This is a genomic window from Kitasatospora sp. NPDC096077 (assembly GCF_040303245.1).
Classification (GTDB): Bacteria; Actinomycetota; Actinomycetes; order Streptomycetales; family Streptomycetaceae; genus Kitasatospora.
In genome coordinates this window covers 98,311-122,411 of the sequence record NZ_JBEOSV010000018.1, presented here as the reverse complement: position 1 = coordinate 122,411, position 24,101 = coordinate 98,311, and the positions used below count along the sequence as shown (strand labels likewise).

Here is a 24,101-nt window from a genome sequence, read left to right as displayed (position 1 = left end):
ACGCGCCGTCCTGTACGTCCACACCACCCCTGTATGAGGTGCACTCCGTCATGCGCACACCCACCCGTCGTACCGTCCTCGGCGCCGCGCTCGCCGCCGCCGGGACCGGTCTGCTCACCGCCTGCTCCGCCGGATCCGACCCGATGAAGGGGATGGACCACGCGGCCATGGGCCACTCCCCGGCGTCCCCGGCCACCGGCGGCACGACCGCCCCCGCCGGGTTCGTCGCCCCGAACGGCCCCCAGGTCGCCGCCGCCGAGGCCCGGCGCCGGCCCGGGCCCGAGCGCAAGGTCGCGCTCACCGCCACCGAGACCACCCTCGACCTGGGCGGACGCACCGTCCGCAGCTGGGCCTACGGCGACCGCCTGCCCGGCCGGGAGGTGCGCGCCACCGCCGGCGGCACCCTCGCCCTCACCCTCGCCAACCACCTGCCGCAGCCCACCTCGCTGCACTGGCACGGCCTCGCGCTGCGCAACGACATGGACGGCGTGCCGGGCGTGACCCAGGAGCCGGTCCGGGCGGGCGGCTCCTTCGACTACCGCTTCGCGCTCTCCCACCCGGGCACCTACTGGTTCCACCCGCACTCCGGCGTGCAGCAGGACCGCGGCCTGTACGCGCCGCTGATCGTCGAGGACCCGAAGGAGCCGCTGCGCTACGACAAGGAGTGGGTCGTCGTCCTGGACGACTGGCTGGACGGGATCGACGGCAGCACCCCGGACGCCGTCCTCGCCGAACTCGCCGGGGGCATGGGCGGGATGGACCACTCGTCGCACGGCATGCCCGGCACGGACATGGGCGGCGGCGCGTCCACCGCGGCCGCGGGCCCCTCCCGGATGCTGATGGGCGCCGCGAGCCCGCTGCTCGGCGGCGACGCGGGCGACGTCGCCTACCCGTTCCACCTGGTCAACGGCCGGTTGGTGAGCGCCCCGGAGACCTTCACCGCCAAGCCCGGCGACCGGATCCGGATCCGGCTGATCAACGCGGGCGGCGACACCGCCTACCGGGTCGCGCTCGGCGGCCACCAGCTGACCGTCACCCACACCGACGGCTTCCCGGTCGAACCGGCCACCACCCAGGCGCTGTTGCTCGGCATGGGCGAGCGCTACGACGTGCTGGTCACCGCCCAGGACGGCGTCTTTCCGCTGACCGCGCTGGCCGAGGGCAAGAACGCCACCGCGCTGGCCGTGCTGCGCACCGGCGGCGGCGCGGCGCCGGACGCCTCGGCGCGTCCGGCCGAGCTGGACGGCCGGCTGCTGACCGCCGCACAGTTGAAGGCCGACCCGAGCGTCCGACTGCCCGCCAAGTCGCCCGACCGGACGGTGCTGCTGGAGCTCACCGGCGGGATGGCGAAGGCCGACTGGGCGTTCAACGGCCGCGCGTACGACCCCGCGCAGCGCTACCCGGTGGCGGCGGGCGAGCGGGTGCGGCTGGAGTTCCGCAACAGCACCGCCATGTGGCACCCCGTCCACCTGCACGGACACAGTTTCGCGCTGGGCGCGGACGGCCCGCGCAAGGACACCGCGATCGTGCTGCCGGGCACCACGCTGGCGGTCGACTTCGACGCGGACAACCCGGGGCTGTGGATGGTGCACTGCCACAACGTGTACCACGCGGAGACCGGGATGATGACCGTGCTCGGTTACCGCGCGTAACCCCGGACCCCTCCGCGGACCGCTCCGCGACGGTCTCGGACGGCTCCGCGAACGTCGCGGGACCGTGCCGCGGTCCGCCGTGCCGTCCACCCCGTGAGACGCCGGGGCGGGGGAGGTGCTCCCCGCCCCGGCGCCCGGCCCGCCGCGCGGTGCCACCTGCCCCGACCCGTGCAGCCATGACGTTTTCTTAACGCGGGCCGATGACGTCTCCTTAACGCCGGTCGCATAGCCTGACGCACTGCCGTCGCCCGACGGCGCTTTACGGGGTCTTGAACAAGAGGTGCAAGGTGGTTTCGTCGGGTTCGACGGAGACGACGACGGAGGACCCGTCGTCGGCGCGAATACGGCTCCGCAGCTGGCTCCTGGAGGACATGTCCCCGGACAAGGCCGCCAGGGACGCCGCAGCGAAGGCCCAGCAGGACGGCACGGAGCCGGGGGACTCCGCCGCCGCTACCGATCACGCTGCGCACACGGGCCAGCCGTGGTGGCGCGTGATGTGCCTGACCGGTCTGGACTACTTCTCGACGCTCGGCTACCAGCCGGGCATCGCCGCCCTCGCGGCCGGCCTGCTCTCGCCGATCGCCACGATCGTGCTGGTGCTGGTCACCCTGTTCGGCGCGCTGCCGGTCTACCGGCGGGTCGCCCAGGAGAGCCCGCGCGGTGAGGGCTCGATCGCGATGCTGGAGCGGCTGCTGTCGTTCTGGAAGGGCAAGCTGTTCGTCCTCGCCCTGCTCGGCTTCGCGGCGACGGACTTCATCATCACGATCACCCTCTCGGCCGCCGACGCCAGCGCGCACCTGGTCGAGAACCCGCATCTGAACAGCGCCCTCGGCGGCAAGCAGATGATCATCACGCTGATCCTGGTCGCCCTGCTCGGCGCGGTCTTCCTCAAGGGCTTCAGCGAGGCCATCGGCCTGGCCGTCGGGCTGGTCGGGGTCTACCTGGCGCTCAACGTGGTCGTCGTCGTGGTCGGCATCTGGAAGATCGTCCAGGCGCCGCACGTGGTCACCGACTGGTCCAACGCGCTGACCGTCCAGCACGGCAACATCTTCGTGATGATCGGCGTCGCGCTGGTCGTCTTCCCGAAGCTCGCGCTCGGCATGTCCGGCTTCGAGACCGGCGTCGCCGTGATGCCGCACATCAAGGGCGAGGCCGGTGACACCGAGGCGAACCCGACCGGCCGGATCCGCGGCACCCGCAAGCTGCTCACCACCGCCGCCGTGATCATGAGCAGCTTCCTGATCGCCACCAGCTTCATCTGCACCCTGCTCATCCCGGCCAAGGAGTTCGAGAGCGGCGGCCAGGCCAACGGCCGCGCCCTCGCCTTCCTCGCGCACGAGTACCTGGGCGGCACCTTCGGCAGCGTCTACGACCTGTCGACCATCGCCATCCTGTGGTTCGCCGGCGCCTCCGCCATGGCGGGCATGCTCAACCTGCTGCCCCGCTACCTGCCGCGCTACGGCATGGCCCCGCACTGGGCCCGCGCCGTGCGCCCGATGGTGATCGTGCTGACCGTCGTCGGCTTCCTGATCACCTGGCTGTTCGACGCCAACGTCGACGCCCAGGGCGGCGCCTACGCCACCGGCGTGCTGGTGCTGATCAGTTCGGCGGCCATCGCCGTCACCATCGCCGCGTACAAGAAGCGCCAGCGCGGCTGGACCATCGCCTTCGGCGCCATCGCGGCGGTGTTCCTGTACACCACCGTCGTGAACACCGTGGAGCGCCCGGACGGCGTCAAGATCGGTGCCTGCTTCATCGCCGGCATCATCCTGGTCTCGCTGCTCTCCCGGCTCAAGCGCGCCTTCGAGCTGCGGGTCACCGACGTCACGCTGGACGAGACCGCCGAGCGGTTCATCCGGGACTACGCCCACCGCCCGCTGCGCCTGATCGCCAACGAGCCGACCAACCGGGACGTCGCCGAGTACCGCGACAAGATCCGGCAGATCCGCGCCGACAACGACATCCCGGGCGAGGACGACCTGGTCTTCGTCGAGGTGACCGTCCGGGACGCGTCGGACTTCGAGTCCGAGCTGACCGTCCGCGGCGAGGTGCTGCACGGCCGGTACCGGGTGCTGACCCTGGAGAGCTCCAGCATCCCGAACGCGATCGCCGCGCTGGCGCTCACCGTCCGGGACCGCACCGGGCAGCGGCCGCACCTGTACTTCGAGTGGACCGAGGGCAGCCCGTTCGCGCAGTTCCTGCGGTTCTTCCTGTTCGGTCAGGGCGAGGTCGCGCCGGTCACCCGTGAGGTGCTGCGCGAGGCGGAGCCGGACCGCAGCAAGCGTCCGCGCGTCCACGTGGGCTGATCCGCACCCCCCCGCCGTACGCCGACGGCCTCAGGACGGCAGGCGCAGCACCAGGCCGGGCTGGATCAGGTCCGGGTCCTCGCCGACGGCGCCGCGGTTGAGCTCGTACAGCGCCGGCCAGCCGCCGGGGACGTGCAGGTCGGCGGCGAGCTGGTCCAGGGTGTCGTCCTCGCGGACGGTCCACCGGCCGTCCTCGGCGGCGCCGGGGGCGGGCGGCGGCAGGACGGCGTCGCGGTCGTGGTCGCGGGTGGCCTCCTCGTCCCGGTCCTGGTCTTGGTCCCGGTCCCGGTCCCGGTTCTGGTTCCGGTTCTGGTCCCGGCCGGCCTCGTGGTGGCGGCCGCCGCCGACGGCGCGGCGGCCGCAGACCGGCCAAGGGGAGAGGCCGCGGTGGCCGGCCAGGTGCTGGGCGACCGCCATCTGCTCCTCGCGGCTGGCGAGGTCGGCGCGCGGGGCGTAGGCGAGGCCGCCGTTCTCCCGCCAGGTGGGCTGGTCGAACTGGAGGCCGCCGAAGTAGCCGTTGCCGCTGTTGACGTGCCAGTTGCCGCTGCTCTCGCAGTCCGCCACGCGCTCCCAGTCGTACCTGCCGCCGTCCGTCCTCCCGCCGGGGTCGGTGCCGCTGCTGCCGCCCGGGGGTGCGGCGTGGGCCGCGGGGGCGGCGACGGCCACGGCGAGGGCGCAGAGCGCGGTGGGGACGAGGCGACGGAGACGGGCGGTGGAAGGCATGGGCGGCTCTCAGGTCCGGGGACAGGGCGTGCGTCGTCCGGAGGCGGCGCGTTCCAACCGACGCACGCTGGACGGGGCGGGCGGCCGCCGACACGTCCGAAAGGTCACCCGCTCGGCCGTCCCGGACCACCCCGGTGGCCCGCGGCCATCCGGCCGTACCCCTCCGCGCCCGCGCCGGACGGGGCGGCCACCGGGCTGCCACCGGGCCGCCGCCGGCGGGCCGGCCCGGCCGACCGAGGGTCAGCGTTCAACTCCCGTTCGCCGTCGGCACGGTGACCCGTGGTGTGGACGTACCGTCGAACTGGGAACCTCCTGGGCGTTTCTCGGAGCTCAGGAGGCGGCAATGGCGGTCAATCCCTCGCGGTACTCCCGCAGAACGGTCCTACGGACGGGTACGGCGGTCGGTGCGCTCGCCGCGCTGCCCGCGTCCACCCTGCTGTGGACCCAGCCGGCCGTGGCCGGCACCCCCGGACCGGAGCAGATCCACCTCCAGTGGGGCAACGAGCCCTCTCGCGAGATGACCGTCTCCTGGGCGACGGCCGCCACCGTGCGCCGTCCCCGGGTGCGGATCGGCACCCCGCGCGGCGGTGCGGGCCGCACCGTCGACGCCCTCAGCCGCAGCTACGTCGACGGGCTCAACAAGGTCGAGACCTTCACCCACCACGCCCGCCTGGACGGGCTGCGCCCCGACACCACCTACGTCTACGAGGTGCTGCACGACGGCGCCCAGCCGGTCCGCGGCACCTTCCGCACCGCACCCGCGCGCGGCCGGGCCGCGTTCCGCTTCACCAGCTTCGGCGACCTCGGCACCGGCGACAACGTGTTCAAGAAGTCGTCCATCCACGGCGCCGCGGCCGTCCGTCAGGTCGAGCAGTTCAACCCGCTGTTCCACCTGCTCAACGGCGACCTCGCCTACGCCAACAACAACGAGCAGCTCCAGCCGCAGGCCTGGAACGCGTTCATGAACAACATGGGCCGGTCCGCCGCCAACCGCCCCTGGATGCCCGCCCCCGGCAACCACGAGGTCGAGGCCGGCGGCGGCGACCTCGGGTACGCCTCCTACCTGACCCGCTTCGAGCTGCCCGACAACGGCACCCGCGACCACTGCGGCAACTGGTACAGCTTCCAGGTCGGCTCGGTGCTGTTCGTCAGCCTGGACGGCAACGAGATCGCCGTCGAGGACGACGCCAGCATCGACCCGGCCACCGGTCAGTCCATCTACATCAGCGGCTACAGCGAGGGCGCCCAACTGCGCTGGCTGGAACGGGTGCTGAAGCGGGCCCGGGGCGGCGACGCGGTCGACTGGATCGTGGTCAACCTGCACCAGTTCGCGATGTCCTCCTCCGCCTCCAGCCACGGCGGCGACATGGGCATCCGGGAGCACCTGCTGCCGCTGCTCGACCGCTACTCCGTCGACCTCGTACTGGCCGGACACGACCACGACTACGAGCGCACCTACCCGGTGCGCGGCACCGAGCCGGGCGGGCTGCTCACCCCGGCGGCCGTCGACGACGACCTGCGGCGGATCGACACCTCCGAGGGCACCGTCCACCTGATCCTGGGCGGCGGCGGCACCGCCGGGCACGACGACGTCTACCAGCCCGCCGACGGCGACGGCGTCCGCGAGGCCACCGTCCGCACCCAGCGGCTCACCTTCAAGGCCGACCCGGACGCCAAGGAGAAGGCCACCTGGTCGGCCGTCACCGACCCGGACACCAAGTACCCGTACGGCGTCGCGGTGTTCGACGTCGACCCGGGTTCGGTGCCGGGAGGCCGGACCACCATCACGGTCTCCTACTACCACTCGGTGCCGGCCACGGCGGCCAACCCGCTGCCGACGCCGGTGCTGTTCGACCGCTTCACGCTGTACCGCGACCGCAGCGACGGCTGGGGCGACGGCGACGACCAGGGCGAGGACACCGACGTCCGGGAGCGGGCCGGCGCCGGGCGCCGGTAGTCGCCCTAGTCTCCCCGTCGAAGGGGCCCGCCGTGCTGCGGGCCCCTTCGTGTACGGGAATCCCCTGCCGTGGTGGCTGGTTGGAGCTGATGACCTGCTGGAAGCTGCGGAAGGATGCACATGAGGATCGGCGACATCGAGATCCTGGCGATCGCGGACGGGATGGGGAGGGAAACCGCCGCCGAGATCCTCACCCGCCCCGGGGTGGCCGACCCGTGGGCCTGCCACGGGCACCATCGGGAGGCGGACGGCAGCCTCGGGCTGCCGCTCGGGGGCTTCCTGGTGCGCAGCGGGGAGCGGACGGTTCTGGTCGACGCCGGGGTCGGGCCGTTCGACGACGGCAGGTACCGGGGTGGGCGGCTGCTCGACTCGCTGGCGGCGCACGGGGTGGGCCCGGGGGACGTGACCGATGTGGTCTTCACCCACCTGCACTTCGACCACGTCGGCTGGGCCGCCGTTGACGGGCGGCCGGTCTTCCCGCGCGCCACGTACCGGGCGCACCGTGCTGATTGGGAGCACTTCGTGACGGGCGAGGGCGCCCAGCCTGCGGCGGTGGAGAAGCTCACCCCGATCGGGGGGCAACTGGAGCTTTTTGAGAAGGACTTCACGCTCGCCCCGGGAATCGACGCACTCCACCTGCCCGGGCACACCCCGGGGACGACGGTGTACGTGGTCTCCTCCGGCGGGCGGCGTGCGCTGTTGCTGGGGGATGTCGCGCACTCGGTGGTCCAGTTCAGCGAGCGGGACTGGCAGGTCATTTGGGACGTGGATCCGGTGGCGGCCTCCGCCGTGCGCAACCGCATCGCGGACGAGGCCGCGGATACGGAGGACGTGCTGGTGGCCGCGCACTTCCCCGGCATGCGCTTCGGCAGGATTCTGGCGGGGGACGGCAACCGGCGGTTCGTGGCGGTGTAGGAAGTCGGCGGGGCCGACTTCCTGTGCGGGTGGGGTGGAAGGTCAGGCGGCGGCCGGCTGGGTGAGCCAGACCAGGCGGGTGGTGATCCCCGGCCGGTCGCGGTAGTGGCGCAGCGCCCGGTCGGGGGAGGCGAGGGTCAGCCGCGCCCGGCCGTCGAGGCTGATCACGTGCGTCGGGCCGTCGTGGTCGGCGAGCCCCCAGGCCACCACCCACCCGTCGGCGTCCAACTGGCCCTCGTCGCACACCTGGACGACGGCGAACAGGCGCGGTGCGGTGTCGAGCACGAGAGCGTACAGCTCCTGGTCGAAGGGCGTCTGGGGGTTTGGCGAGGGCGCAGTAGCCATGGAAGTCTCCTACGGGAAGGACCGTATCTGACGCAGCATCAAAAATAGCCAGCGGGTAGTATGTAGTCCACCGTCTTTGGGGAATTCATGGCACTACCACTCCAAGGAGTGAAGGGCGAGCAGGGGAGGGGGCAGCGAATGCCGCCCAGCAAGATCCCGCCGAGCATTCGGCAACGGCGACTCGGCGCGGAGTTGCGCCGGTTGCGCGAGCAGGCAGGGCTGTCGGTCACGCGGGCTGGTGAGTTGCACGGCACCCAGCAGTCCCGGATCAGCAACATCGAATCCGGGGGATACCCCGTGAGCGCGGACCGGGTGCGGGCCCTTGCACGGCTCTACGGCTGCACGGATGAAGCGTTGATCGACGCGCTGACCTGCATGACCGGTGGCCGCACCCGGGGTTGGTGGGAGGAGTACCGCGAGATCCTCCCGGCCGGAGCGCTCGATCTGGCCGAGGTAGAGCACCATTCACGATCGATGCGGATCGCCACCGTGATCCACCTCCCAGGCCTCCTCCAGACTGCCGAGCACGCTCGCGCGCTCTTCCGGGATGTGGTCCCGCCCTTGTCACCGCCCGAGGTGGAACACCTCGTTTCTCATCGGATCAAGCGGCAGGCGGTGCTGTACGGCGAACAGCCGATGCCGTTGTCGGCCGTCGTCCATGAGACGGCCCTGCGCATGGGCTTCGGTGGGCCGAAGGTTGTCCGCGATCAGCTGGAGCACCTGCTGACGATGGGCGAGTACCCACACATCGACCTGCGGGTGATCCCGTTCGGCACGGGTAGCTTTCCGAGTTCCGGCGCCGGGATCGTGTACTTCGCCGCCGAGGTCGCTCGGTTGGACAGCGTGCAGGTCGACGGGGATCGGTTCGAGTTCATTGACACCGAGCCGCAGCTGATCAAGTATCGAGCCGTGTTGGACCGGTTGGAGGCGACTGCACTCGGGCCCGAGGCATCTCGCGACCTCATCCACCGTACCGCCCAGGGCATTTGAGACGGGAACGATCATGGCCGTTCAGATCTGGCAGAAGTCCTCGTTCAGCGGTGACACCGCCAATTGCATCTACGTTGCGGCGACTGCCGGCGGGGCCGTCAAACTCTGTGAGAGTGACGATCCCGAGGTCGTCATCACCACGACGCCCGACCGGTTGCGCGTCCTCCTGCGTGGTGTCAGGGCCGGGGAGTTCGACCACCTGGCCGACTGATCTGCCCCCGGCGAATCTGCGGGGGGCAGAGGAACGGCATCGGTGGGTCTTGCAGGGGTGAGAGTGGAGTCAACGGCTCGACAAGGAGGAGCAGATGACTCCACTCACCCCACCCCAGCCCCGTGCGGAGCAGGGCGGCACGCAGCCCGGCCCGTTCGACGACCAGTTGGCCGCCCAACTGCTCGCGCAGCGGATCGTGTTGCTCGGCACCCAGGTTGACGACGTGTCGGCGAACCGGGTGTGCGCCCAACTGCTGCTGCTCTCTGCGGAGGACCCGCACACTGACATCAGCCTGTACGTCAACAGCCCCGGTGGGTCGGTCTCGGCGGGGCTGGCCGTGTACGACACCATGCGGCTGATCCCGAACGACGTGTCGACGCTGGCGATGGGGTTCGCGGCCAGCATGGGGCAGTTCCTGCTCACCGTCGGCGCGCGCGGGAAGCGCTTCGCGCTGCCGAACGCGCGGATCATGATGCACCAGCCCTCGGCGGGCATCGGCGGTACCACCGCGGACATCGAGATTCAGGCGGAGAACCTGGAGCACACCAAGCGGGCCATCGAACGCATCACCGCCGAGCACACCGGCCAGAGCGAGGAAGTGATCCGCCGGGACGGCGACCGGGACCGCTGGTTCACGGCCGAGCAGGCCGTGGAGTACGGGCTCGTGGACCGGGTGGTGGAGTCGGTGGCCGACATCCGTCCGGCCTCGTCGCGTCGACGGATGGGGCTCTGACATGGGGTCCTACACGGTTCCGTACGTCATCGAGCGAACCGCCAAGGGCGAGCGGACGTACGACGTGTTCAGTCGGCTGCTGAACGAGCGGATCATCTTCCTCGGCACCGAGATCGACGACGGGGTGGCCAACGTGGTCATCGCGCAGCTGCTGCACCTGGAGTCGGAGAGCCCGGAGCGGGAGATCTCGATCTACCTCAACTCGCCCGGCGGATCGTTCACTTCGCTGATGGCGATCTACGACACGATGTCCTTCGTGCAGGCGCCGGTCTCCACCTTCTGCGTCGGCCAGGCGGCCTCGACGGCGGCGGTGCTGCTGGCGGGCGGGGACCCGGGGCGGCGGTTCGTGCTGCGGCACGCGCGGGTGCTGCTCGGGCAGCCGGCCAGTGGTGGGCAGCAGGGGACGGTCTCCGACCTGAGCCTGGCGGCGAAGGAGATGGTGCGGGTCCGCTCGCAGGTGGAGGAGGTGCTGTCCCGGCACACCGGGCACGACGCGGCGACGCTGCGCGCGGACATGGACCGGGAGAAGGTGTTCACCGCCGAGGAGGCCGTCGCCTACGGGCTGGCGGACGAGGTGCTGAACCGGCGGGTGGCGTTCGGCTGACCGAGCGGGCGGGCCGGTGCCACGGGGGTGCACCGGCCCGCCCGCCCGGACGGGCGCCGAGTCGGGCGGCTCCGGTCAGGCGGCGAGGCAGAGGCCGTTGGAGCGCGCCGACGAGGGGGACGACGTCCGGCCCTGGGCCGTCCGTCCGAGGCTGTGCCGGACCAGTTCCTCCTGGGCGAGCGAGAGCAGGTCGCCGAGGCCGAGGCCGAGCGCCTTGGCGGCGGCCGCGAGCACCTCGGAGGAGGCCTCCTTGCGTCCCCGCTCCAGCTCCGACAGGTACGGCATCGAGATCCGGGCGGTCTCCGCGACGTCCTTCAACGTGCGTTCCTGGGCGAGCCGTTCGCGGCGCAGGGCGTCGCCGACGAGGTCGCGCCAGAGCGGCTCCCTCGGCGCGGGGGCCGGCGGGGTGTGGCCCGACCGGCCGGGGCCGGGCGGCGCGGCGTGCGGGCGCAGGGGGATGACGCGGGCTTCGTTCGGCGCTTGAGTGCTCACCCCTTCAGCCTAGGGATCCGGGGCGCCGACGGAAGGGTGTGGCGCTCTGCTGTGGGTGAAGTCGCGCGTGCGGACGGGCGGGTCGGGCGCGCCACGGTTCCAGGACGCTCCAGGTGCCACCGGTCGCCTCGAAGACCAGGTCGGAGCCCTCGTTCCCTTGTGTTCCCTTGTTCGGATGATCATCCCAGCGGAGCGCCCGGGCCCGTCACCGGGCGGGGAGGATGCGGCCGAGGTGGTGGTGGAGGACGGCGACGGCGTCGTCCGGTGTGCGCTGGCCGAGCAGGACGCTGAGGCCGAGGCCGGCCGAGACGGCCATCAGGACGACGGCCTCCTGGCGGGGGGAGTCGGTGGCGCCGGCGGCGGTGAGCTGGGCGGCGAGGAAGGCCTCCATCTCGTTGGGGGCGGCCAGGAACGCCGGTCCGGCGAGGGCGGGGTCGGTGACCGACAGCACCGCGTACTCGGTGTGGATGAGGTGGAAGGCCCGGCTCTCCTCGTCGGTGGGGACGGCTTCCAGCAGGACCGCCTCGATGATGTCGCGCGGGGCGGTCGAGGCGCCCGTGGCCCGGAGGCGGCGTTGGATGCGCTCGCCCATCCGGGTGGTGAGGCGGGTCATGGCGGCGAGGAGCAGCTGTTCCTTGGTGTCGAAGTAGTACTGGACCAGCCGTACCGACACCCCCGCCTCGGCCGCGACCGAGCGCATGGTGACGGAGTGCAGGCCGCTGGCCGCCGCCGAGCGGAGCAGGGCGTCGATGATGTGGGCCCGTCGCTCCTCGTGGTCCACCAGCTTGGGCATCGGGTTCCTTCCGGATGTTTTTGTGGTACAACCATACCACCAAAACCGGGAGGGATCATGACCAGGACCAGCGTCGGACACTTCACCAGCGAGAAGGCCCGCACGACGTTCCTCGACGCGTACGACCGGGCGATGGAGCTCTGGCCTTCCCCGCGCCGGGAGTTCGACATCGAGACCGGGTACGGCACCGTCCACGTCCACCACTACGGGCCGACCGACGGCGAACCGATCGTGCTGCTGCACGGCCACGCCGGGCACCCGTCCAACTGGTACCCGCAGATCGCCGCGTTGGGTGCGCACCACCCGGTGTACGCGATCGACACCCTCGACGACCCGGGCCGCAGCGTGCAGCGCGCCGTCGCGGCCGGGTCCGCCGAGAACGCCGCTTGGCTGGGGGAGGTGCTGGCCGGGCTCGGGCTGGACCGGGTGCACCTGGTGGGGGTCTCGTACGGCGGCTGGCTGGCGCTCAACCAGGCCGTCCACGGGCCCGAGCGGCTCGCCTCCGTCACCTCGCTGGACCCGGGCGGGATCGAGAAGGTGCCCGCCCGGTTCTACGTCCACATGATCGGCGGACTGTTCGGCATGCTCGCCCCGCGACCGCTGCGCCCGGCGGTCGGCCGGCTGCTGGCCAACCCCGCGCTCAGTGCGCCGCGCGAGATGATCGCCCCGCTGATGCTCGCCATGCGCAGCTACAAGCCGGGCGGCCGCCCGCCCGCCCGGCCGTTCACGGACGCGGAGTTGGGCGCGATCGGGCTGCCCGTGCTGATGCTGGTCGGCCGGCGCAGCGCGCTGCTGCGGCCGCGCCGGGTGCTGGAGCGGGTCACCGCGCTGATCCCCGGCGTGCGGGCGGAGATCGTCGAACGGGCCGGGCACGGACTGAACCTGGAGCAGCCGGAGCTGGTCAACGAACGGCTGCTGGGCTTCCTCGGCGAACTCGCCCGGGGCTGACTCCGAGGGCGTCCGAAGGCCTACGTCTGCGGACCGTTACGCCGTCGCGTCGGCCCGCCTAGCGTCGTGGCCATGGACACCACGGGGATTCTGGACGAGGCACTGGAACGCCTGCACCGCACGGGGCCCGAGCGGCTGGGCCGGCTGAGCAACCACGCGCCGATGGCCGTCGAGGCGCTGGCCGCGCACGGGCAGGCGCCCGCCGTGCACCGGTGGCTCGACCGGTACGCGCGGAAGCTGGAGGACTTCCCGTCCCGGGTCGAGCCGGTCACGGCCGCCAACTGGCCTGCCGCGCTGGGCGATCCGGCCCGGGCCGCCGACTGGATCGACCACTTCGAGCGTCAACTCGCCGAACACCCCTGGCGCGAGGTGCTCGCGCAGTGGTGGCCCCGGCTGCTGCCCGGGCTGTACGGGGGCTCCACCCACCCGGTGATCCGGGTCGGCCACGCCGTGCGCACCCTGCTGGCCGGCGCGGAGACCGGGCCCCGGTCGGCCGAACTCGCCCACGGCCTGGGCTACTGGGCGGCGCGCCACCGGCCGGTCACGGTTCCGGTCCTTCGGCCGACGGCCGTCGGCGCGGCCGCCGCCCTCGACGCCGTCCCGCCGATCGCCGAGCGGGACGGCGGCTTCCCCGCCCGGCTTGACCGGGTCACGGCGCTGCCGGTGTGGGCGGCCGGGGTGACCGAACCGGGCGAGGCGCGCGACCGCCTCGCCGACCTGGTACGGGCGGCCACCCACCGCTACGCCACCCACGGGCACGGCGAGGAGACCATGCTGGTGCACGCGGCCACCGCCCCCAACGCGGTGCTGCGCGCGCTGCCCGCGCTCCCGCCCGCCCTGTGGCCGGCGAGCCTGCGAGCGGCCTGGACGGCGGCTGCGGCGGTGACCGCGATGTACGCGCCGGACGAACCCGTCCCGTACGCCCCGCCCGGACCGGTCACCCCCGAGGAGGTGTTCGAACGGGCCCTGGCGCACGGCGACGAACACGTCGTCAAGCTGACGGACACGGCCCTGGACGTGGGCGACGAGCGTGCCCTGGCGGCCGCGCTCCGGGCGATCGAGCTGACCGCCTCGCCGTCGAGCTGACCGCCCCGCCGTCGGGCTGAGGCGCATCGGGGCTGTTCGCGGGCCGGGCCGGGCAGCCGTCAGTGGCGCAGCCGCATCCGGTCGCCCTCGATGTGCAGCAGGAACGCGGTGATCGGTTCGGTCCCGTCCTCGGGCTCGATCACGAGGGCCAGGGACTTGATCGCCCCGAGGGCGGCGCCTATCGTCCGGTCGTCCGCCGCTTTGAAGGCCCGTCGGGTGGCGTCGAAGAACGGTCGGATCGGCTCGAACGCCGGGGTGGGCCGGAAGTGGCCGTGCCACCAGGGCATGTCCAGGTCGTCGATGGTGATCGTGCCGAGGACGGTGTCCCCCTGCTTCAGCAGCATTGCCGTGCCCCCTTCGCCGTGGGGCGACACCGTATCGCAGGGTGGCCGGTCACCCCTGCCGGTCACCTCTGCCGGCCTGCTCGGTCGCCGTCAGGCGGTCAGGCGGCGGTGCGCAGTTCGGTCGCCGTGCGGGCCTGGTCGTAGCGGTGGAGGAGGAGGCGGGCGACGGCCGGGTGGGGGGCGAGTGGGGCGCCGGTCCAGGTGGCCGCGGTGGTGGCGGTGCGGCGGGCGAAGTGGCCGGGGGAGAGCAGGTAGCCGGCGACGGCGACCCGGAGGTGGCCGGCGGCGTGGAGGGCGGCCACGGCCTGGTGGGGTGTGGGGGCCGCGGCGGAGAGGTGGGCGGGGGTGACGGGGCGGCCGAGGCGGGCGGCGAGCAGCTCGGCCGTACGAGCGGTGTCGGCGAGCGCGGTGGGGTCGGAGGAGCCGGCCCCGGCCAGCACCACGGGGGCCTCCGGTGCCGCGCCGGCCTCGGTGAGGCGGTCGGCGAGGGCCTCGGCGAGCAGCGGGTGGGGGCCGAGCGCCGGGGCGAGATGGGTGCGGGGGAGGCCCGCGTCGGCGAGGGCGGCGGGCAGGTCGACCCGCAGGTGGTAGCCGGTGCCGAGTAGCAGCGGCACCAACACCGGTCGGGCGTCCGCGAGTCGGGCGAGGGCCTCGGCGAGGGTGGGGCGGGCCAGGTCCAGGAAGCAGCAGCGGACGGTGAGTTCGGGACGCAGCGCGCGAACTGTCCGCAGCAGGGCGCGGATCGAGGTCGCCGCTGCCGGATCGCGGCTGCCGTGCGCGACGGCGAGCAGCACCGGCGGCATCAGCCCGCCGCCAGCCGGTAGCCGCGCTTGGGGACGGTGCGGATGAGCGCGGCGTGCGGGCCGAGCGCGGCCCGCAGTCGGCCGACGGCGGCCTCCACCGCGTGCTCGTCGGCGGCCGCGTCCGGCCAGGCGGCGCGCAGCAGGTCGGCGCGGCTGAGCACCCGGCCGGGCCGTTCGGCGAGGGCGCGGAGCACGGCGGCGCCGCGCGGGCTGAGCCGGTGGCTCTCGCCGTCGACCAGGGCGGCGTTCCCCTGTAGCGTCAACACCCCGCCGGGGAGCTGGACTTCGCGTCGGGCCCGGCCCGGGAGGGTGTCCGCCAGCAGCCGGACCAGGGCGCCGAGTCGGCCGCGCTCGGGGTGGACGGCGGGCAGGCCGAGGTCGGTGAGCGGGCGGGCGCACAGGGTGCCGACGCACACCGGCAGCACATCGGCGCGCAGCGCGTCGAGCAGCGCCTCGTACCGCCCCTCGGCCCGTGCCGCGGCGAGCAGGGCGGTGATCGCGGGGGCGCTGGTGAAGGTGAGCGCGTGCACCTGGCGGCGGACGGTCTGGTCGAGCAGTCGGCGCACCGCGCCCGGGTCCTCCGGCGGCGCCCAGCGGTAGACCGGGACGGAGATCACCTCGGCGCCGCGCTCGCGCAGCGCCGCCGCGAAGGCGTCCAGGCGCACCCCGTGCTCCTGGACGGCGATCCGGCGCCCGGCCAGTGGGCGGGCGAGCAGCCAGGTGAGCAGCTCGTCGGTGGCCTCGCTGTCGGGGGAGAAGCCCTCGTCCAGTCCGCTGGCCCGGACCGCGCCGGTGGCCTTGGGGCCCCGGCTGAGCACCACGGCGGCGCGGCAGGCCTCGGCGAGGTCGGAGCCCCGGCCCCAGCCCTCGGCGGCGCTCATCCAGCCGCGCCAGCCGACGCCGGTGGTGGCCACCACGTAGTCGAGCGGGGCGGCCAGGCAGCGGTCGGTGGCCTCGCGCAGGGCGAGGTCGTCGGCGAGCGGCAGGATGCGCAGCACCGGCGCCTCGACCACCTGGGCGCCGCGCCGGGTGAGCAGGGCGGTCAGCTCCTCGCGGCGGCGGGCGGCGGTGACGCCGACGGTGAAGCCGGTGAGCGGGCCCGCGGGGCCGGCGGGTGCTCCTGGACGTCCGGCCGGTCCTGCCGGTCCGTGCTGTCCGGCCGGGCCTGCCGGTTCTGCCGGTTCTGCCGGGGTGGGGGTCGCTGCCATGCGGGCCAGCCTCCGTCCCGCTTGTTACGGCGGCATTGCCCGGCCGTCACCTGCCGGTAAGCGAAAGCGCCGCTGCGGTTACGGCGGATGTCCGGGCCCGCACCCCGGCGCCCGGGCGGTGTGAGCAGGGCGTACCGTACCCGCAACACCGGCGACCCGGTCACGAAACAGCGGGCGGCGACCTTTCTCGGCATGACACCAACCGCCGCCCCGGTCGCCCCGACCACCCCGGCCGCCACCGACACGCACTGCCCGTACTGCTCGCTGCAGTGCGGGATGCGGCTGGCGCCCGTCGGGCCGGCCGGGTCCGCCCCCGCCGGGCCGCCGGTCGAGGTGCTGGAGCGCCCGGACTTCCCGGTGAACCGGGGCGCGCTGTGCGGCAAGGGCCGGACGGCGCCCGCGCTGCTGGCCCGCGCCGCCCGGCTGACCGGCCCGCTGCTGCGCGACCGGCCCGGCGGCCCGCTGCGCTCGGCGAGCTGGCCCGAGGCGCTGGACCGGGTGGCCTCCGGGCTGGCGCGGGTACGGGCCGAGCACGGGCCGGACGCGGTGGGCGTGTTCGGCGGCGGCGGGCTCACCAACGAGAAGGCCTATCTGCTGGGCAAGTTCGCGCGGGTGGTGCTGGGCACCGCCAACATCGACTACAACGGCCGGTTCTGCATGTCCTCGGCCGCCGCCGCGCACCGCCGGGCCTTCGGCCTGGACCGCGGCCTGCCGTTCCCGCTCGCCGACCTCCCGCACACCGGCTGCCTGGTCCTGGTCGGCGGCAACCCGGCCGAGACGATGCCGCCGGCCGTCCGGTACCTGCGCGAACTGCGGGAGAACGGCGGCACGTTGATCGTGGTCGACCCGCGCCGCACCCGCACCGCCGAACTGGCCGACCTGCACCTGCAGCCCCGCCCCGGCGGGGACCTGGCGCTCGCCCTCGGCCTGCTCCACCTGGTGATCGCGGACGGCCTGCTGGACCAGGACTTCATCGCCGAGCGGACCAGCGGCTTCGCGGCGGCCCGCGAGTCCGCGATGGCCCACTGGCCGGATCGGGTGGAGCGGATCACCGGCGTTCCCGTCCACCAACTCCGGCTGGCGGCCCGGATGTTCGGCGAGGCCGCCACCGGCATGGTGCTCACCGCGCGCGGCGCCGAACAGCACAGCAAGGGCACCGACACCGTCGGTGCCTGGATCAACCTGTGCCTGGCCACCGGCAAGTCCGGCCGCCCGTACAGCGGTTACGGCTGCCTGACCGGCCAGGGCAACGGGCAGGGCGGTCGCGAGCACGGCCAGAAGGCCGACCAACTGCCCGGCTACCGCTCGATCGAGGACCCGGCGGCCCGCGCCCACGTCGCCGCCGTCTGGGGCGTCCCGGCCGCGAGCCTGCCCGGCCCCGGGCTCTCCGCGTACGAGCTGCTGGACGGCCTCGGTCGCCCGGGCGGGGTGAAGGCGCTGCTGCTGGCCGGATCCAACCCGGCGGTCTCCGCGCCGAACGCCGGGCAGATCACCGAACGGCTGCGCGCACTCGACCTGTTGGTGGTCGCCGACCTGGTGCTCTCGGAGACCGCCCGGCTCGCCGACGTCGTCCTGCCGGTCACCCAGTGGGCCGAGGAGGACGGCACCACCACCAACCTGGAGGGCCGGGTGATCCTGCGCCGCCGCGCCCTCGACCCGCCGGACGGCGTGCGCGGCGAGCTCTGGCTGCTGCGCGAACTGGCCGCCCTGCTGGGGGTCCCGGACGGCTTCCCGGCCGAGGCGGAGCAGGCCTTCGAGGAACTGCGGCGCGCCTCGGCCGGTGGCGACGCCGACTACGCGGGCATCAGCTACGCCCGGATCGCCGCCGAGGACGGGGTGTTCTGGCCCTGCCCGGCCGAGGGGCACCCGGGGACGCCCCGGCTGTTCCTGGACCGCTACGCCACCCCGGACGGCCGGGCCCGGTTCGCCGAGGTCACCCACCGCCCGGCCGCCGAGGAGCCGGACGAGGACTACCCGCTGTACCTGACTACCGGCCGGGTGCTCGCCCAGTACCAGAGCGGCGCGCAGACCCGCCGGGTCGCCGAGCTCAACGCGGCCGCGCCCGGCCCGTACGTCGAACTGCACCCGCGGCTGGCGCAGCGGCTCGGCGTCGCGGACGGCGAGCCGCTGGCCGTCACCAGCCGGCGCGGGCGGGCCGTCGCCCCGGCCCGGATCACCGAGGCGATCCGGCCGGACACCGTGTTCATGCCCTTCCACTGGGCGGGCGCCGGCCGGGCCAACAGCCTGACCAATCCGGCCCTCGACCCGGTCTCCCGGATGCCGGAGTTCAAGCTCTGCGCCGTCCGGGTGGAGCGCGTACACCGGGAGGCGGGGACATGACCCCCGGGACCGCCCCCAGGATCGCGGTGGTCGGCGGCGGCATGGCGGCCGCCCGGTTCGCCGAGCGCTACACCGCCCTCGGCGGGCCCGGCACCGTCACCGTGTACGGCGCCGAGCCGCGTGCCCCGTACAACCGGGTGCTGCTCGCCGAGGTGCTGACCGGCCGCTACGACGCCGAGGCGATCGCGCTGCCGCTGGGCGGGGCGACGGCCCGGCCCGGCTGCGAGGTGGTGGCCCTCGATCCGGCGGCGCGCACCCTGCGGCTGGCCGACGGGAGCGAACAGCCCTGGGACGACCTGGTGCTGGCCACCGGCGCCAACCCGGTGCTCCCGCCCGTCCGCGGACTGCGCCGCCCCGACGGGTACGGCCTGGTCGAGGGCGTGCACACACTGCGCACCCTGGAGGACTGCGCCCGGCTCGCCGAGGAGGCGGTCGGGGCGAAGCGGGCCGTGGTGATCGGCGGCGGGGTGCTCGGGGTGAGCGCCGCCCGGGCGCTGGCCGCGCTCGGCGTCCGGGTCGAAATCGTGCACCAGGCACCGCATCTGATTGAACGTCAGCTGGACTCGGAGGCGGCCGCCGTGCTGCGCGAGCGGCTCCGGCGGCTCGGCGTCGACTGCTACACCGGCAACCGGGCGCGGGCCGTGCACGGCGGCGCCGAGGGCCGGGTCGAGGCGGTGGAACTGGCCAACGGCTACCGGCTGGACTGCGACCTGGTGGTGCTCGCCTGCGGCACCCGCCCGCGCACCGCGCTCGCCCACGCCGCCGGTCTGCCGGTCGGAACCGGCGTCCTGGTGGACGACCGACTGGCCGCCGCCCCGCACGTGTTCGCCATCGGCGACTGCGCCGAGCACCGCGGCACCGTCCACGGCCTGGCCGGCCCCGCCTGGGAGCAGGCCGACGTGCTGGCCCGCCACCTCTCCGGCGCCGAGCCCGACGCCCGCTACCCCGGCAGCAGCCCGCGCGCCCGGCTCAGCACCGGCGACCTGGAGTACGCGGCCTTCGGCGCCGTGGACGAGGGCCTCGACCCGGACCTCGACGTGCTGCGGCTCACCGACGCCACCCGCGGCAGCTACAAGAAGCTCGTCCTGCGCGGCGACCGACTGGTCGGCGCCATCCTGCTCGGCGACCTGGCCACCGTGGACGCGCTGGCCGGCGCCTTCGCCGACGGCGGCGCGCTCGCCGGCCACCCCCTGCACCTGCTCACGCTAGGAGTCACCCCATGACCGCAGACGACCGCGATGTGCGGGACCTCGTCCTGGTCGGCCACGGCATGGTCGGCCAGCGCTTCCTGGAGGCCTGGACCGAGCAGCCGGCCGCGCGCGGCTGGCGGGTCACCGTGCTCGCCGAGGAGCCCCGCCCGGCCTACGACCGGGTCCACCTCAGCTCGCTGTTCTCCGGCGGCACACCGGACGACCTGGCGCTCTGCCCGGCCGGCTTCCCGGCCGAGCACGGCATCGACCTGCGGCTGGGCGACCCGGTCACCGCGATCGACCGGGCGGCGCGGCTGGTCCGCACCCGCTCCGGCTCCGAAGTCCGGTACGACGTCCTGGTGTTGGCCACCGGCTCGGTGCCGTTCGTACCGCCGGTGCCCGGCACGGAAGCGCCCGGCTGCCACGTCTACCGCACCATCGAGGACGTCGACGCGATCCGGGCCGAGGCCGGCGCCGCGGGCACCGGTGTGGTGGTCGGCGGCGGACTGCTCGGCCTGGAGGCGGCCGGCGCCCTGCGGGCCGGGGGCCTGGCCACCCACGTGGTCGAGTTCGCGCCCCGGCTGATGGCCGTCCAGGTGGACGACGGCGGCGGCGCGGCGCTGCGCCGCAAGATCGAGGCGCTCGGCGTCACCGTCCACACCGGCGCCGGCGCCAGCGGCGTGCTCACCGGCCCGGACGGCCGGGTGCGCGGCCTCGCCCTGTCCGACGGCCGGGAACTGCCCGCCGACCTGGTGGTCTTCTCCGCGGGGGTGCGCGCCCGCGACCAGCTCGCCCGGGACTGCGGACTGCCGGTCGGCGCGCGCGGCGGCATCGTGGTCGACGCCCGCTGCCGCACCGAGGACCCGGCGGTGCTGGCGATCGGGGAGTGCGCCCAGGCGGTCGACGGCCGGGTGTACGGGCTGGTCGCGCCGGGCTACCAGATGGCCGAGACGGCGGCCCGCACGGTCGCGGGGCTGGACGTCGCGGGCTTCACCGGCGCCGACACCTCCACCAAGCTCAAGCTGCTCGGCGTCGACGTCGCCAGCTTCGGCGACCCGCACGGCAGCGCCGAGGGCGCGCTCGACGTGCTGTACAGCGACAGCCGCAGCGGCATCTACCGCAAGCTGGTGATCGGCGCCGACGGCGCGCTGCTCGGCGGTGTCCTGGTCGGCGACACCGAGGGCTACGGCACCCTGCGCCCGCTCGCCGTCGCCGGAAAGCCGCTCACCGTCGCGCCCGAACAGCTGGTGCTGCCAAGCGGGTTCGCCGCCGCCGGGTCGGTCGCGCTGCCCGACGAGGCGGTGCTCTGCTCCTGCCACAACGTCACCCAGGGCGCCGTCCGGGCCGCCGTCCGCGACCAGGGCGCGGACAGCGTCGCCGCCGTCAAGAAGTGCACCCGGGCCGGCACCGGCTGCGGCAGCTGCCTCAAGCAGCTGGGCACCGTGGTCACCGAGGAGCTGGCGGCCGCCGGGATCGCCACCGTCCAGGGCCTGTGCGAGCACTTCGCCCACAGCCGTGCCGAGTTGTACGAGATCGTCCGGGTGACCGGCCTGTCCACCTTCTCCGCGCTGCTGGCCGGGCACGGCACCGGCGGCGAGGGCTGCGAGATCTGCAAGCCCACCGTCGCCTCCATCCTCGCCAGCCTCGGCAACGGCCACATCCTGGACGGCGAGCAGGGCGCCCTCCAGGACTCCAACGACCACTTCCTCGCCAACCTCCAACGCAACGGCTCCTATTCGGTCGTGCCCCGGGTGCCCGGCGGCGAGATCACCCCCGAGGGCCTGATCACGATCGGCGAGATCGCCCGCGACCACGGCCTCTACACCAAGATCACCGGCGGCCAGCGGATCGACATGTTCGGCGCCACCGTCGACCAACTCCCGGTCATCTGGCGCAAGCTGGTCGACGCCGGGTTCGAGTCCGGGCACGCCTACGGCAAGTCGCTGCGCACCGTGAAGTCCTGCGTCGGCGAGACCTGGTGCCGCTTCGGCGTCCAGGACTCCACCTCCCTCGCCATCGAACTGGAGCTGCGCTACCGGGGATTGCGCTCCCCGCACAAGCTCAAGGCCGCCGTCTCCGGCTGCGCCCGCGAGTGCGCGGAGGCGCAGAGCAAGGACTTCGGCATCATCGCCACCTCGGCCGGCTGGAACCTCTACGTCGGCGGCAACGGCGGCATGACCCCCCGGCACGCCGACCTGCTCGCCGCCGACCTCGACCGCGACACCCTGATCCGCACCATCGACCGGTACCTGATGTTCTACATCCGCACCGCCGACCGGCTGGAGCGCACCTCGGTCTGGCTGGAGCGGCTGGAGGGCGGACTCGACCACCTGCGGGCCGTGGTGCTGGACGACTCGCTCGGCATCGCCGCCGAGCTCGATGAACTGATGGATCGTCACATCGGCGGCTACCGGGACGAATGGGCCGAGACCCTCGCCGACCCCGACCGGATGCGGCGCTTCGCCTCCTTCGTCAACGCCCCCGGCACCCCCGACCCCGCCGTGACCTTTGTCCCCGAACGCGGCCAGATCCGCCCCGCCCGCCCCGGCGAGACCGGCCTCACCCTCAACGCCCCGGTGCTGATCGCCGGAGCCCGACCGGAGGTGCTCACCCCGTGACCGTACAGATCCACGACGGCGCCCGCTGGCAGACCGTCTGCGCCCTCACCGACCTCCAACCCGGCCGCGGCGTCGCGGTGTTGCTCCCCGAGGCGGCCGGCCAGGTCGCCCTGTTCCGCGGTCGTGGCGGGGAGCTGTACGCCGTCGACAACCTCGACCCGTTCAGCGGCGCCCCGGTCCTCGCCCGCGGCCTGCTCGGCAGCCGGGGCGACCGGCCGACCCTCATCTCGCCGATGTACAAGCAGGTGTACGACCTCACCGACGGACGCTGCCTGGACGAATCCACCGCCCCCGACGGCAGCCCCGCGGTGCTGCGGCGCTGGCCGGTGCGGGCGCTCGACGGGGAGGGCGCGCTCGACGGGGAGGGCGCGTTCGAGGGGGAGGGCGCGTTCGAGGGGGAAGGGACGCTCGACGCGGCCGGTGCGCTGGACGCGGCGGGTTCGCTCGACGCGGACGGAGGGATCGCGGCATGACGGCCGTCCTCGACACCAGATCGCCCGCCCCGCTGGCGGGTTGGGACCCGGAGGACGAGGAGCAGTGGGCCCGCGGCGGCGCCCGGATCGCCCGGCGCAACCTGGTCTTCTCGGTCCTTTCCGAGCACATCGGCTTCTCGGTGTGGAGCCTGTGGTCGGTGCTGGTGCTCTTCCTCGGGCCCGAATACCACGTCGACACCGCGGGCAAGTTCACCCTCACCGCCCTGCCCACCGCCCTCGGCGCCCTGCTGCGGCTGCCGTACACCTTCGCCGTCGCCCGCTTCGGCGGCCGCACCTGGACGGTGATCAGCGCCTTGCTGCTGCTCGTTCCGACGGCGCTCGCGGCCGCGGTGCTGCGGCCCGGCGTCTCCTACGGCACCCTGCTGGCGGTCGCCTGCGTGGCCGGGGTCGGCGGCGGCAACTTCGCCTCCTCGATGGCCAACATCAACGCCTTCTACCCGCACCGGCTCAAGGGCTGGGCGCTGGGCGTCAACGCGGGCGGCGGCAACCTCGGCGTCCCCGCCGTCCAGCTGCTCGGCCTGCTGGTGCTGGCCACCGCCGGCGCCGCCCACCCCCGGCTGCTGCCGCTGCTCTACCTGCCGCTGATCGTGCTCGCGGCCGCCGGGGCCTGGTGGCGGATGGACAACCTGCCGGTGTCCGCCGGCGGGGAGGGGCGGACGCTGCGCGAGGTGGCCCGCGACCCGTACGGCTGGGCGGTGTCCACCCTGTACATCGGCACCTTCGGCTCCTTCATCGGCTTCGGCTTCGCCTTCGGGCAGGTGCTCCAGGTGCAGTTCCACGAGCGCTTCGACACCCCGGTCAAGGCCGCCGCGCTCACCTTCCTGGGGCCCCTGTTCGGCTCGCTGCTGCGGCCGGTCGGCGGACGGCTGGCCGACCGGTACGGCGGCGCGCGGGTCACGCTGGCGACCTTCGCCGCCATGGGCGCCGGGACCGCACTCGTGCTGGCCGCCTCCCGGGCGGGCTCGCTGCCGCTGTTCCTCGGCGGGTTCATCGCGCTCTTCGTGCTCAGCGGGATCGGCAACGGTTCGACCTACAAGATGATCCCGGCGCACTACCAGGACCTCGCCCGGCGCTCCGTCGCGGCCGGGGCCGACCCGGCGGCCGCCGAGGCCGACTCCCGGCGGCGGTCGGCGGCCCTGATCGGGCTGGCGGGGGCGGTGGGGGCGTTCGGCGGGGTGCTGGTGAACCTGGCGTTCCGGCAGTCGTTCCTGGCCAGCGGGAACGGGGACGCGGCGTACCTGGGGTTCCTGGTGGCGTACCTGCTGTGCTCGGGGCTGACCTGGGCGGTGTGGCTGCGGCGGCGGTGACGGGGTCGGCGCCGATGGGGGTCCGGGGGCTACCCGTTTGGC

22 protein-coding genes are annotated in these 24,101 nt (G+C 73.9%); 15 read left to right on the top strand and 7 right to left on the bottom strand.

What is annotated here, in order from left to right; genetic code table 11:
• The first annotated feature begins 50 nt into the window (after positions 1–50).
• Both ABTZ03_RS18235 and ABTZ03_RS18230 read left to right on the top strand, forming a co-directional pair.
• Positions 51–1,652 carry a multicopper oxidase family protein gene (locus tag ABTZ03_RS18235; RefSeq protein WP_350513997.1) on the top strand — a complete coding sequence of 534 codons (1,602 nt, stop codon included), beginning with the start codon at positions 51–53 and terminating at the stop codon, positions 1,650–1,652.
• Between the two features lie 371 nt (positions 1,653–2,023).
• A complete protein-coding gene (locus tag ABTZ03_RS18230) occupies positions 2,024–3,958 on the top strand; it encodes an APC family permease (RefSeq protein ID WP_350513996.1) in 1,935 nt (644 codons plus the stop codon).
• A gap of 30 nt (positions 3,959–3,988) precedes the next feature.
• Here the strand turns inward: ABTZ03_RS18230 and ABTZ03_RS18225 are convergent, their stop codons facing one another.
• On the bottom strand, positions 3,989–4,681 hold the full coding sequence (locus ABTZ03_RS18225; protein WP_350513995.1) for a transglycosylase family protein: 693 nt from the start codon (positions 4,679–4,681) through the stop codon (positions 3,989–3,991).
• Between the two features lie 343 nt (positions 4,682–5,024).
• On the opposite strand from ABTZ03_RS18225, the gene ABTZ03_RS18220 reads away from it, so the two are divergent.
• Together ABTZ03_RS18220 and ABTZ03_RS18215 are read left to right on the top strand one after the other, a co-directional pair.
• Positions 5,025–6,638: a purple acid phosphatase family protein gene (locus tag ABTZ03_RS18220; RefSeq protein ID WP_350513994.1), complete on the top strand. Its 1,614-nt coding sequence runs from the start codon at positions 5,025–5,027 to the stop codon at positions 6,636–6,638.
• Positions 6,639–6,758: 120 nt separating this feature from the next.
• Positions 6,759–7,553: an MBL fold metallo-hydrolase gene (locus ABTZ03_RS18215; protein WP_350513993.1), complete on the top strand. Its 795-nt coding sequence runs from the start codon at positions 6,759–6,761 to the stop codon at positions 7,551–7,553.
• Positions 7,554–7,595: 42 nt separating this feature from the next.
• Here the strand turns inward: ABTZ03_RS18215 and ABTZ03_RS18210 are convergent, their stop codons facing one another.
• Entirely contained in the window at positions 7,596–7,898 is a 303-nt protein-coding gene (locus tag ABTZ03_RS18210) for a hypothetical protein (protein WP_350513992.1), read from the bottom strand.
• 138 nt (positions 7,899–8,036) lie between these two features.
• Here ABTZ03_RS18210 and ABTZ03_RS18205 point away from each other — a divergent pair, with 138 nt between their 5' ends.
• From ABTZ03_RS18205 to ABTZ03_RS18190, 4 genes are all read left to right on the top strand, one after another.
• Positions 8,037–8,888, top strand: a complete 852-nt coding sequence (locus ABTZ03_RS18205; protein ID WP_350513991.1) for a helix-turn-helix domain-containing protein — start codon at positions 8,037–8,039, stop codon at positions 8,886–8,888.
• Between the two features lie 13 nt (positions 8,889–8,901).
• Positions 8,902–9,099 carry a DUF397 domain-containing protein gene (locus ABTZ03_RS18200; RefSeq protein WP_350513990.1) on the top strand — a complete coding sequence of 66 codons (198 nt, stop codon included), beginning with the start codon at positions 8,902–8,904 and terminating at the stop codon, positions 9,097–9,099.
• Positions 9,100–9,193: 94 nt separating this feature from the next.
• Positions 9,194–9,832, top strand: coding sequence for a ClpP family protease (locus ABTZ03_RS18195; protein ID WP_350513989.1), 639 nt, complete (start codon positions 9,194–9,196; stop codon positions 9,830–9,832).
• A 1-nt stretch (position 9,833) separates the two neighbouring features.
• Entirely contained in the window at positions 9,834–10,436 is a 603-nt protein-coding gene (locus ABTZ03_RS18190; protein ID WP_350513988.1) for a ClpP family protease, read from the top strand.
• Positions 10,437–10,511: 75 nt separating this feature from the next.
• Here ABTZ03_RS18190 and ABTZ03_RS18185 read toward each other — a convergent pair whose 3' ends face one another.
• Both ABTZ03_RS18185 and ABTZ03_RS18180 read right to left on the bottom strand, forming a co-directional pair.
• Positions 10,512–10,928 (bottom strand): helix-turn-helix domain-containing protein, encoded by a 417-nt coding sequence (locus tag ABTZ03_RS18185; protein ID WP_350513987.1) that lies wholly within the window; start codon positions 10,926–10,928, stop codon positions 10,512–10,514.
• Positions 10,929–11,133: 205 nt separating this feature from the next.
• The gene (locus tag ABTZ03_RS18180) at positions 11,134–11,721 is read right to left on the bottom strand and encodes a TetR/AcrR family transcriptional regulator (protein WP_350513986.1); all 588 of its coding nucleotides are present in this window, start codon (positions 11,719–11,721) and stop codon (positions 11,134–11,136) included.
• A 57-nt stretch (positions 11,722–11,778) separates the two neighbouring features.
• Here ABTZ03_RS18180 and ABTZ03_RS18175 point away from each other — a divergent pair, with 57 nt between their 5' ends.
• A complete protein-coding gene (locus ABTZ03_RS18175) occupies positions 11,779–12,669 on the top strand; it encodes an alpha/beta fold hydrolase (protein ID WP_350513985.1) in 891 nt (296 codons plus the stop codon).
• Between the two features lie 72 nt (positions 12,670–12,741).
• A complete protein-coding gene (locus ABTZ03_RS18170; protein ID WP_350513984.1) occupies positions 12,742–13,755 on the top strand; it encodes a questin oxidase family protein in 1,014 nt (337 codons plus the stop codon).
• 59 nt (positions 13,756–13,814) lie between these two features.
• Here the strand turns inward: ABTZ03_RS18170 and ABTZ03_RS18165 are convergent, their stop codons facing one another.
• The 3 genes from ABTZ03_RS18165 to ABTZ03_RS18155 form a co-directional block, all read right to left on the bottom strand.
• The gene (locus ABTZ03_RS18165) at positions 13,815–14,099 is read right to left on the bottom strand and encodes a hypothetical protein (protein WP_350513983.1); all 285 of its coding nucleotides are present in this window, start codon (positions 14,097–14,099) and stop codon (positions 13,815–13,817) included.
• A 98-nt stretch (positions 14,100–14,197) separates the two neighbouring features.
• Complete coding sequence (locus ABTZ03_RS18160) at positions 14,198–14,902, bottom strand: sirohydrochlorin chelatase (RefSeq protein ID WP_350513982.1); 705 nt, start codon at positions 14,900–14,902, stop codon at positions 14,198–14,200.
• The gene (locus ABTZ03_RS18155; protein ID WP_350513981.1) at positions 14,902–16,110 is read right to left on the bottom strand and encodes a uroporphyrinogen-III synthase; all 1,209 of its coding nucleotides are present in this window, start codon (positions 16,108–16,110) and stop codon (positions 14,902–14,904) included. The genes ABTZ03_RS18160 and ABTZ03_RS18155 overlap by 1 nt, the downstream gene beginning before the upstream one ends.
• 192 nt (positions 16,111–16,302) lie before the next feature.
• On the opposite strand from ABTZ03_RS18155, the gene ABTZ03_RS18150 reads away from it, so the two are divergent.
• From ABTZ03_RS18150 to ABTZ03_RS18130, 5 genes are read left to right on the top strand one after another with little or no spacing between them, the layout of a single operon-like run.
• Positions 16,303–18,450 carry a molybdopterin oxidoreductase family protein gene (locus tag ABTZ03_RS18150; protein ID WP_350513980.1) on the top strand — a complete coding sequence of 716 codons (2,148 nt, stop codon included), beginning with the start codon at positions 16,303–16,305 and terminating at the stop codon, positions 18,448–18,450.
• Positions 18,447–19,673: an NAD(P)/FAD-dependent oxidoreductase gene (locus ABTZ03_RS18145; protein ID WP_350513979.1), complete on the top strand. Its 1,227-nt coding sequence runs from the start codon at positions 18,447–18,449 to the stop codon at positions 19,671–19,673. The genes ABTZ03_RS18150 and ABTZ03_RS18145 overlap by 4 nt, the downstream gene beginning before the upstream one ends.
• The gene (nirB, locus tag ABTZ03_RS18140) at positions 19,670–22,258 is read left to right on the top strand and encodes a nitrite reductase large subunit NirB (RefSeq protein ID WP_350513978.1); all 2,589 of its coding nucleotides are present in this window, start codon (positions 19,670–19,672) and stop codon (positions 22,256–22,258) included. The genes ABTZ03_RS18145 and nirB overlap by 4 nt, the downstream gene beginning before the upstream one ends.
• Entirely contained in the window at positions 22,255–22,731 is a 477-nt protein-coding gene (gene nirD, locus ABTZ03_RS18135; protein ID WP_350513977.1) for a nitrite reductase small subunit NirD, read from the top strand. The genes nirB and nirD overlap by 4 nt, the downstream gene beginning before the upstream one ends.
• The gene (locus ABTZ03_RS18130; RefSeq protein ID WP_350513976.1) at positions 22,728–24,059 is read left to right on the top strand and encodes a nitrate/nitrite transporter; all 1,332 of its coding nucleotides are present in this window, start codon (positions 22,728–22,730) and stop codon (positions 24,057–24,059) included. Before nirD ends, ABTZ03_RS18130 begins: the two co-directional genes overlap by 4 nt.
• Positions 24,060–24,101: the final 42 nt, after the last annotated feature.

Excerpts from the sequence above, each read along its gene's own strand:
- ABTZ03_RS18200 (WP_350513990.1), top strand. The coding sequence starts at position 8,902 with ATGGCCGTTCAGATCTGGCAGAAGTCCTCGTTCAGCGGTGACACCGCC.
- ABTZ03_RS18215 (WP_350513993.1), top strand. The coding sequence starts at position 6,759 with ATGAGGATCGGCGACATCGAGATCCTGGCGATCGCGGACGGGATGGGG.
- ABTZ03_RS18160 (WP_350513982.1), bottom strand. The coding sequence starts at position 14,902 with ATGCCGCCGGTGCTGCTCGCCGTCGCGCACGGCAGCCGCGATCCGGCA.
- ABTZ03_RS18195 (WP_350513989.1), top strand. The coding sequence starts at position 9,194 with ATGACTCCACTCACCCCACCCCAGCCCCGTGCGGAGCAGGGCGGCACG.
- ABTZ03_RS18230 (WP_350513996.1), top strand. The coding sequence starts at position 2,024 with ATGTCCCCGGACAAGGCCGCCAGGGACGCCGCAGCGAAGGCCCAGCAG.
- ABTZ03_RS18155 (WP_350513981.1), bottom strand. The coding sequence starts at position 16,110 with ATGGCAGCGACCCCCACCCCGGCAGAACCGGCAGAACCGGCAGGCCCG.
- ABTZ03_RS18170 (WP_350513984.1), top strand. The coding sequence starts at position 12,742 with ATGGACACCACGGGGATTCTGGACGAGGCACTGGAACGCCTGCACCGC.
- ABTZ03_RS18190 (WP_350513988.1), top strand. The coding sequence starts at position 9,834 with ATGGGGTCCTACACGGTTCCGTACGTCATCGAGCGAACCGCCAAGGGC.
- ABTZ03_RS18150 (WP_350513980.1), top strand. The coding sequence starts at position 16,303 with ATGACACCAACCGCCGCCCCGGTCGCCCCGACCACCCCGGCCGCCACC.
- nirB (WP_350513978.1), top strand. The coding sequence starts at position 19,670 with ATGACCGCAGACGACCGCGATGTGCGGGACCTCGTCCTGGTCGGCCAC.
- ABTZ03_RS18220 (WP_350513994.1), top strand. The coding sequence starts at position 5,025 with ATGGCGGTCAATCCCTCGCGGTACTCCCGCAGAACGGTCCTACGGACG.
- ABTZ03_RS18165 (WP_350513983.1), bottom strand. The coding sequence starts at position 14,099 with ATGCTGCTGAAGCAGGGGGACACCGTCCTCGGCACGATCACCATCGAC.
- ABTZ03_RS18205 (WP_350513991.1), top strand. The coding sequence starts at position 8,037 with ATGCCGCCCAGCAAGATCCCGCCGAGCATTCGGCAACGGCGACTCGGC.
- ABTZ03_RS18225 (WP_350513995.1), bottom strand. The coding sequence starts at position 4,681 with ATGCCTTCCACCGCCCGTCTCCGTCGCCTCGTCCCCACCGCGCTCTGC.
- ABTZ03_RS18130 (WP_350513976.1), top strand. The coding sequence starts at position 22,728 with ATGACGGCCGTCCTCGACACCAGATCGCCCGCCCCGCTGGCGGGTTGG.
- ABTZ03_RS18180 (WP_350513986.1), bottom strand. The coding sequence starts at position 11,721 with ATGCCCAAGCTGGTGGACCACGAGGAGCGACGGGCCCACATCATCGAC.
- ABTZ03_RS18175 (WP_350513985.1), top strand. The coding sequence starts at position 11,779 with ATGACCAGGACCAGCGTCGGACACTTCACCAGCGAGAAGGCCCGCACG.
- ABTZ03_RS18235 (WP_350513997.1), top strand. The coding sequence starts at position 51 with ATGCGCACACCCACCCGTCGTACCGTCCTCGGCGCCGCGCTCGCCGCC.
- ABTZ03_RS18210 (WP_350513992.1), bottom strand. The coding sequence starts at position 7,898 with ATGGCTACTGCGCCCTCGCCAAACCCCCAGACGCCCTTCGACCAGGAG.
- ABTZ03_RS18145 (WP_350513979.1), top strand. The coding sequence starts at position 18,447 with ATGACCCCCGGGACCGCCCCCAGGATCGCGGTGGTCGGCGGCGGCATG.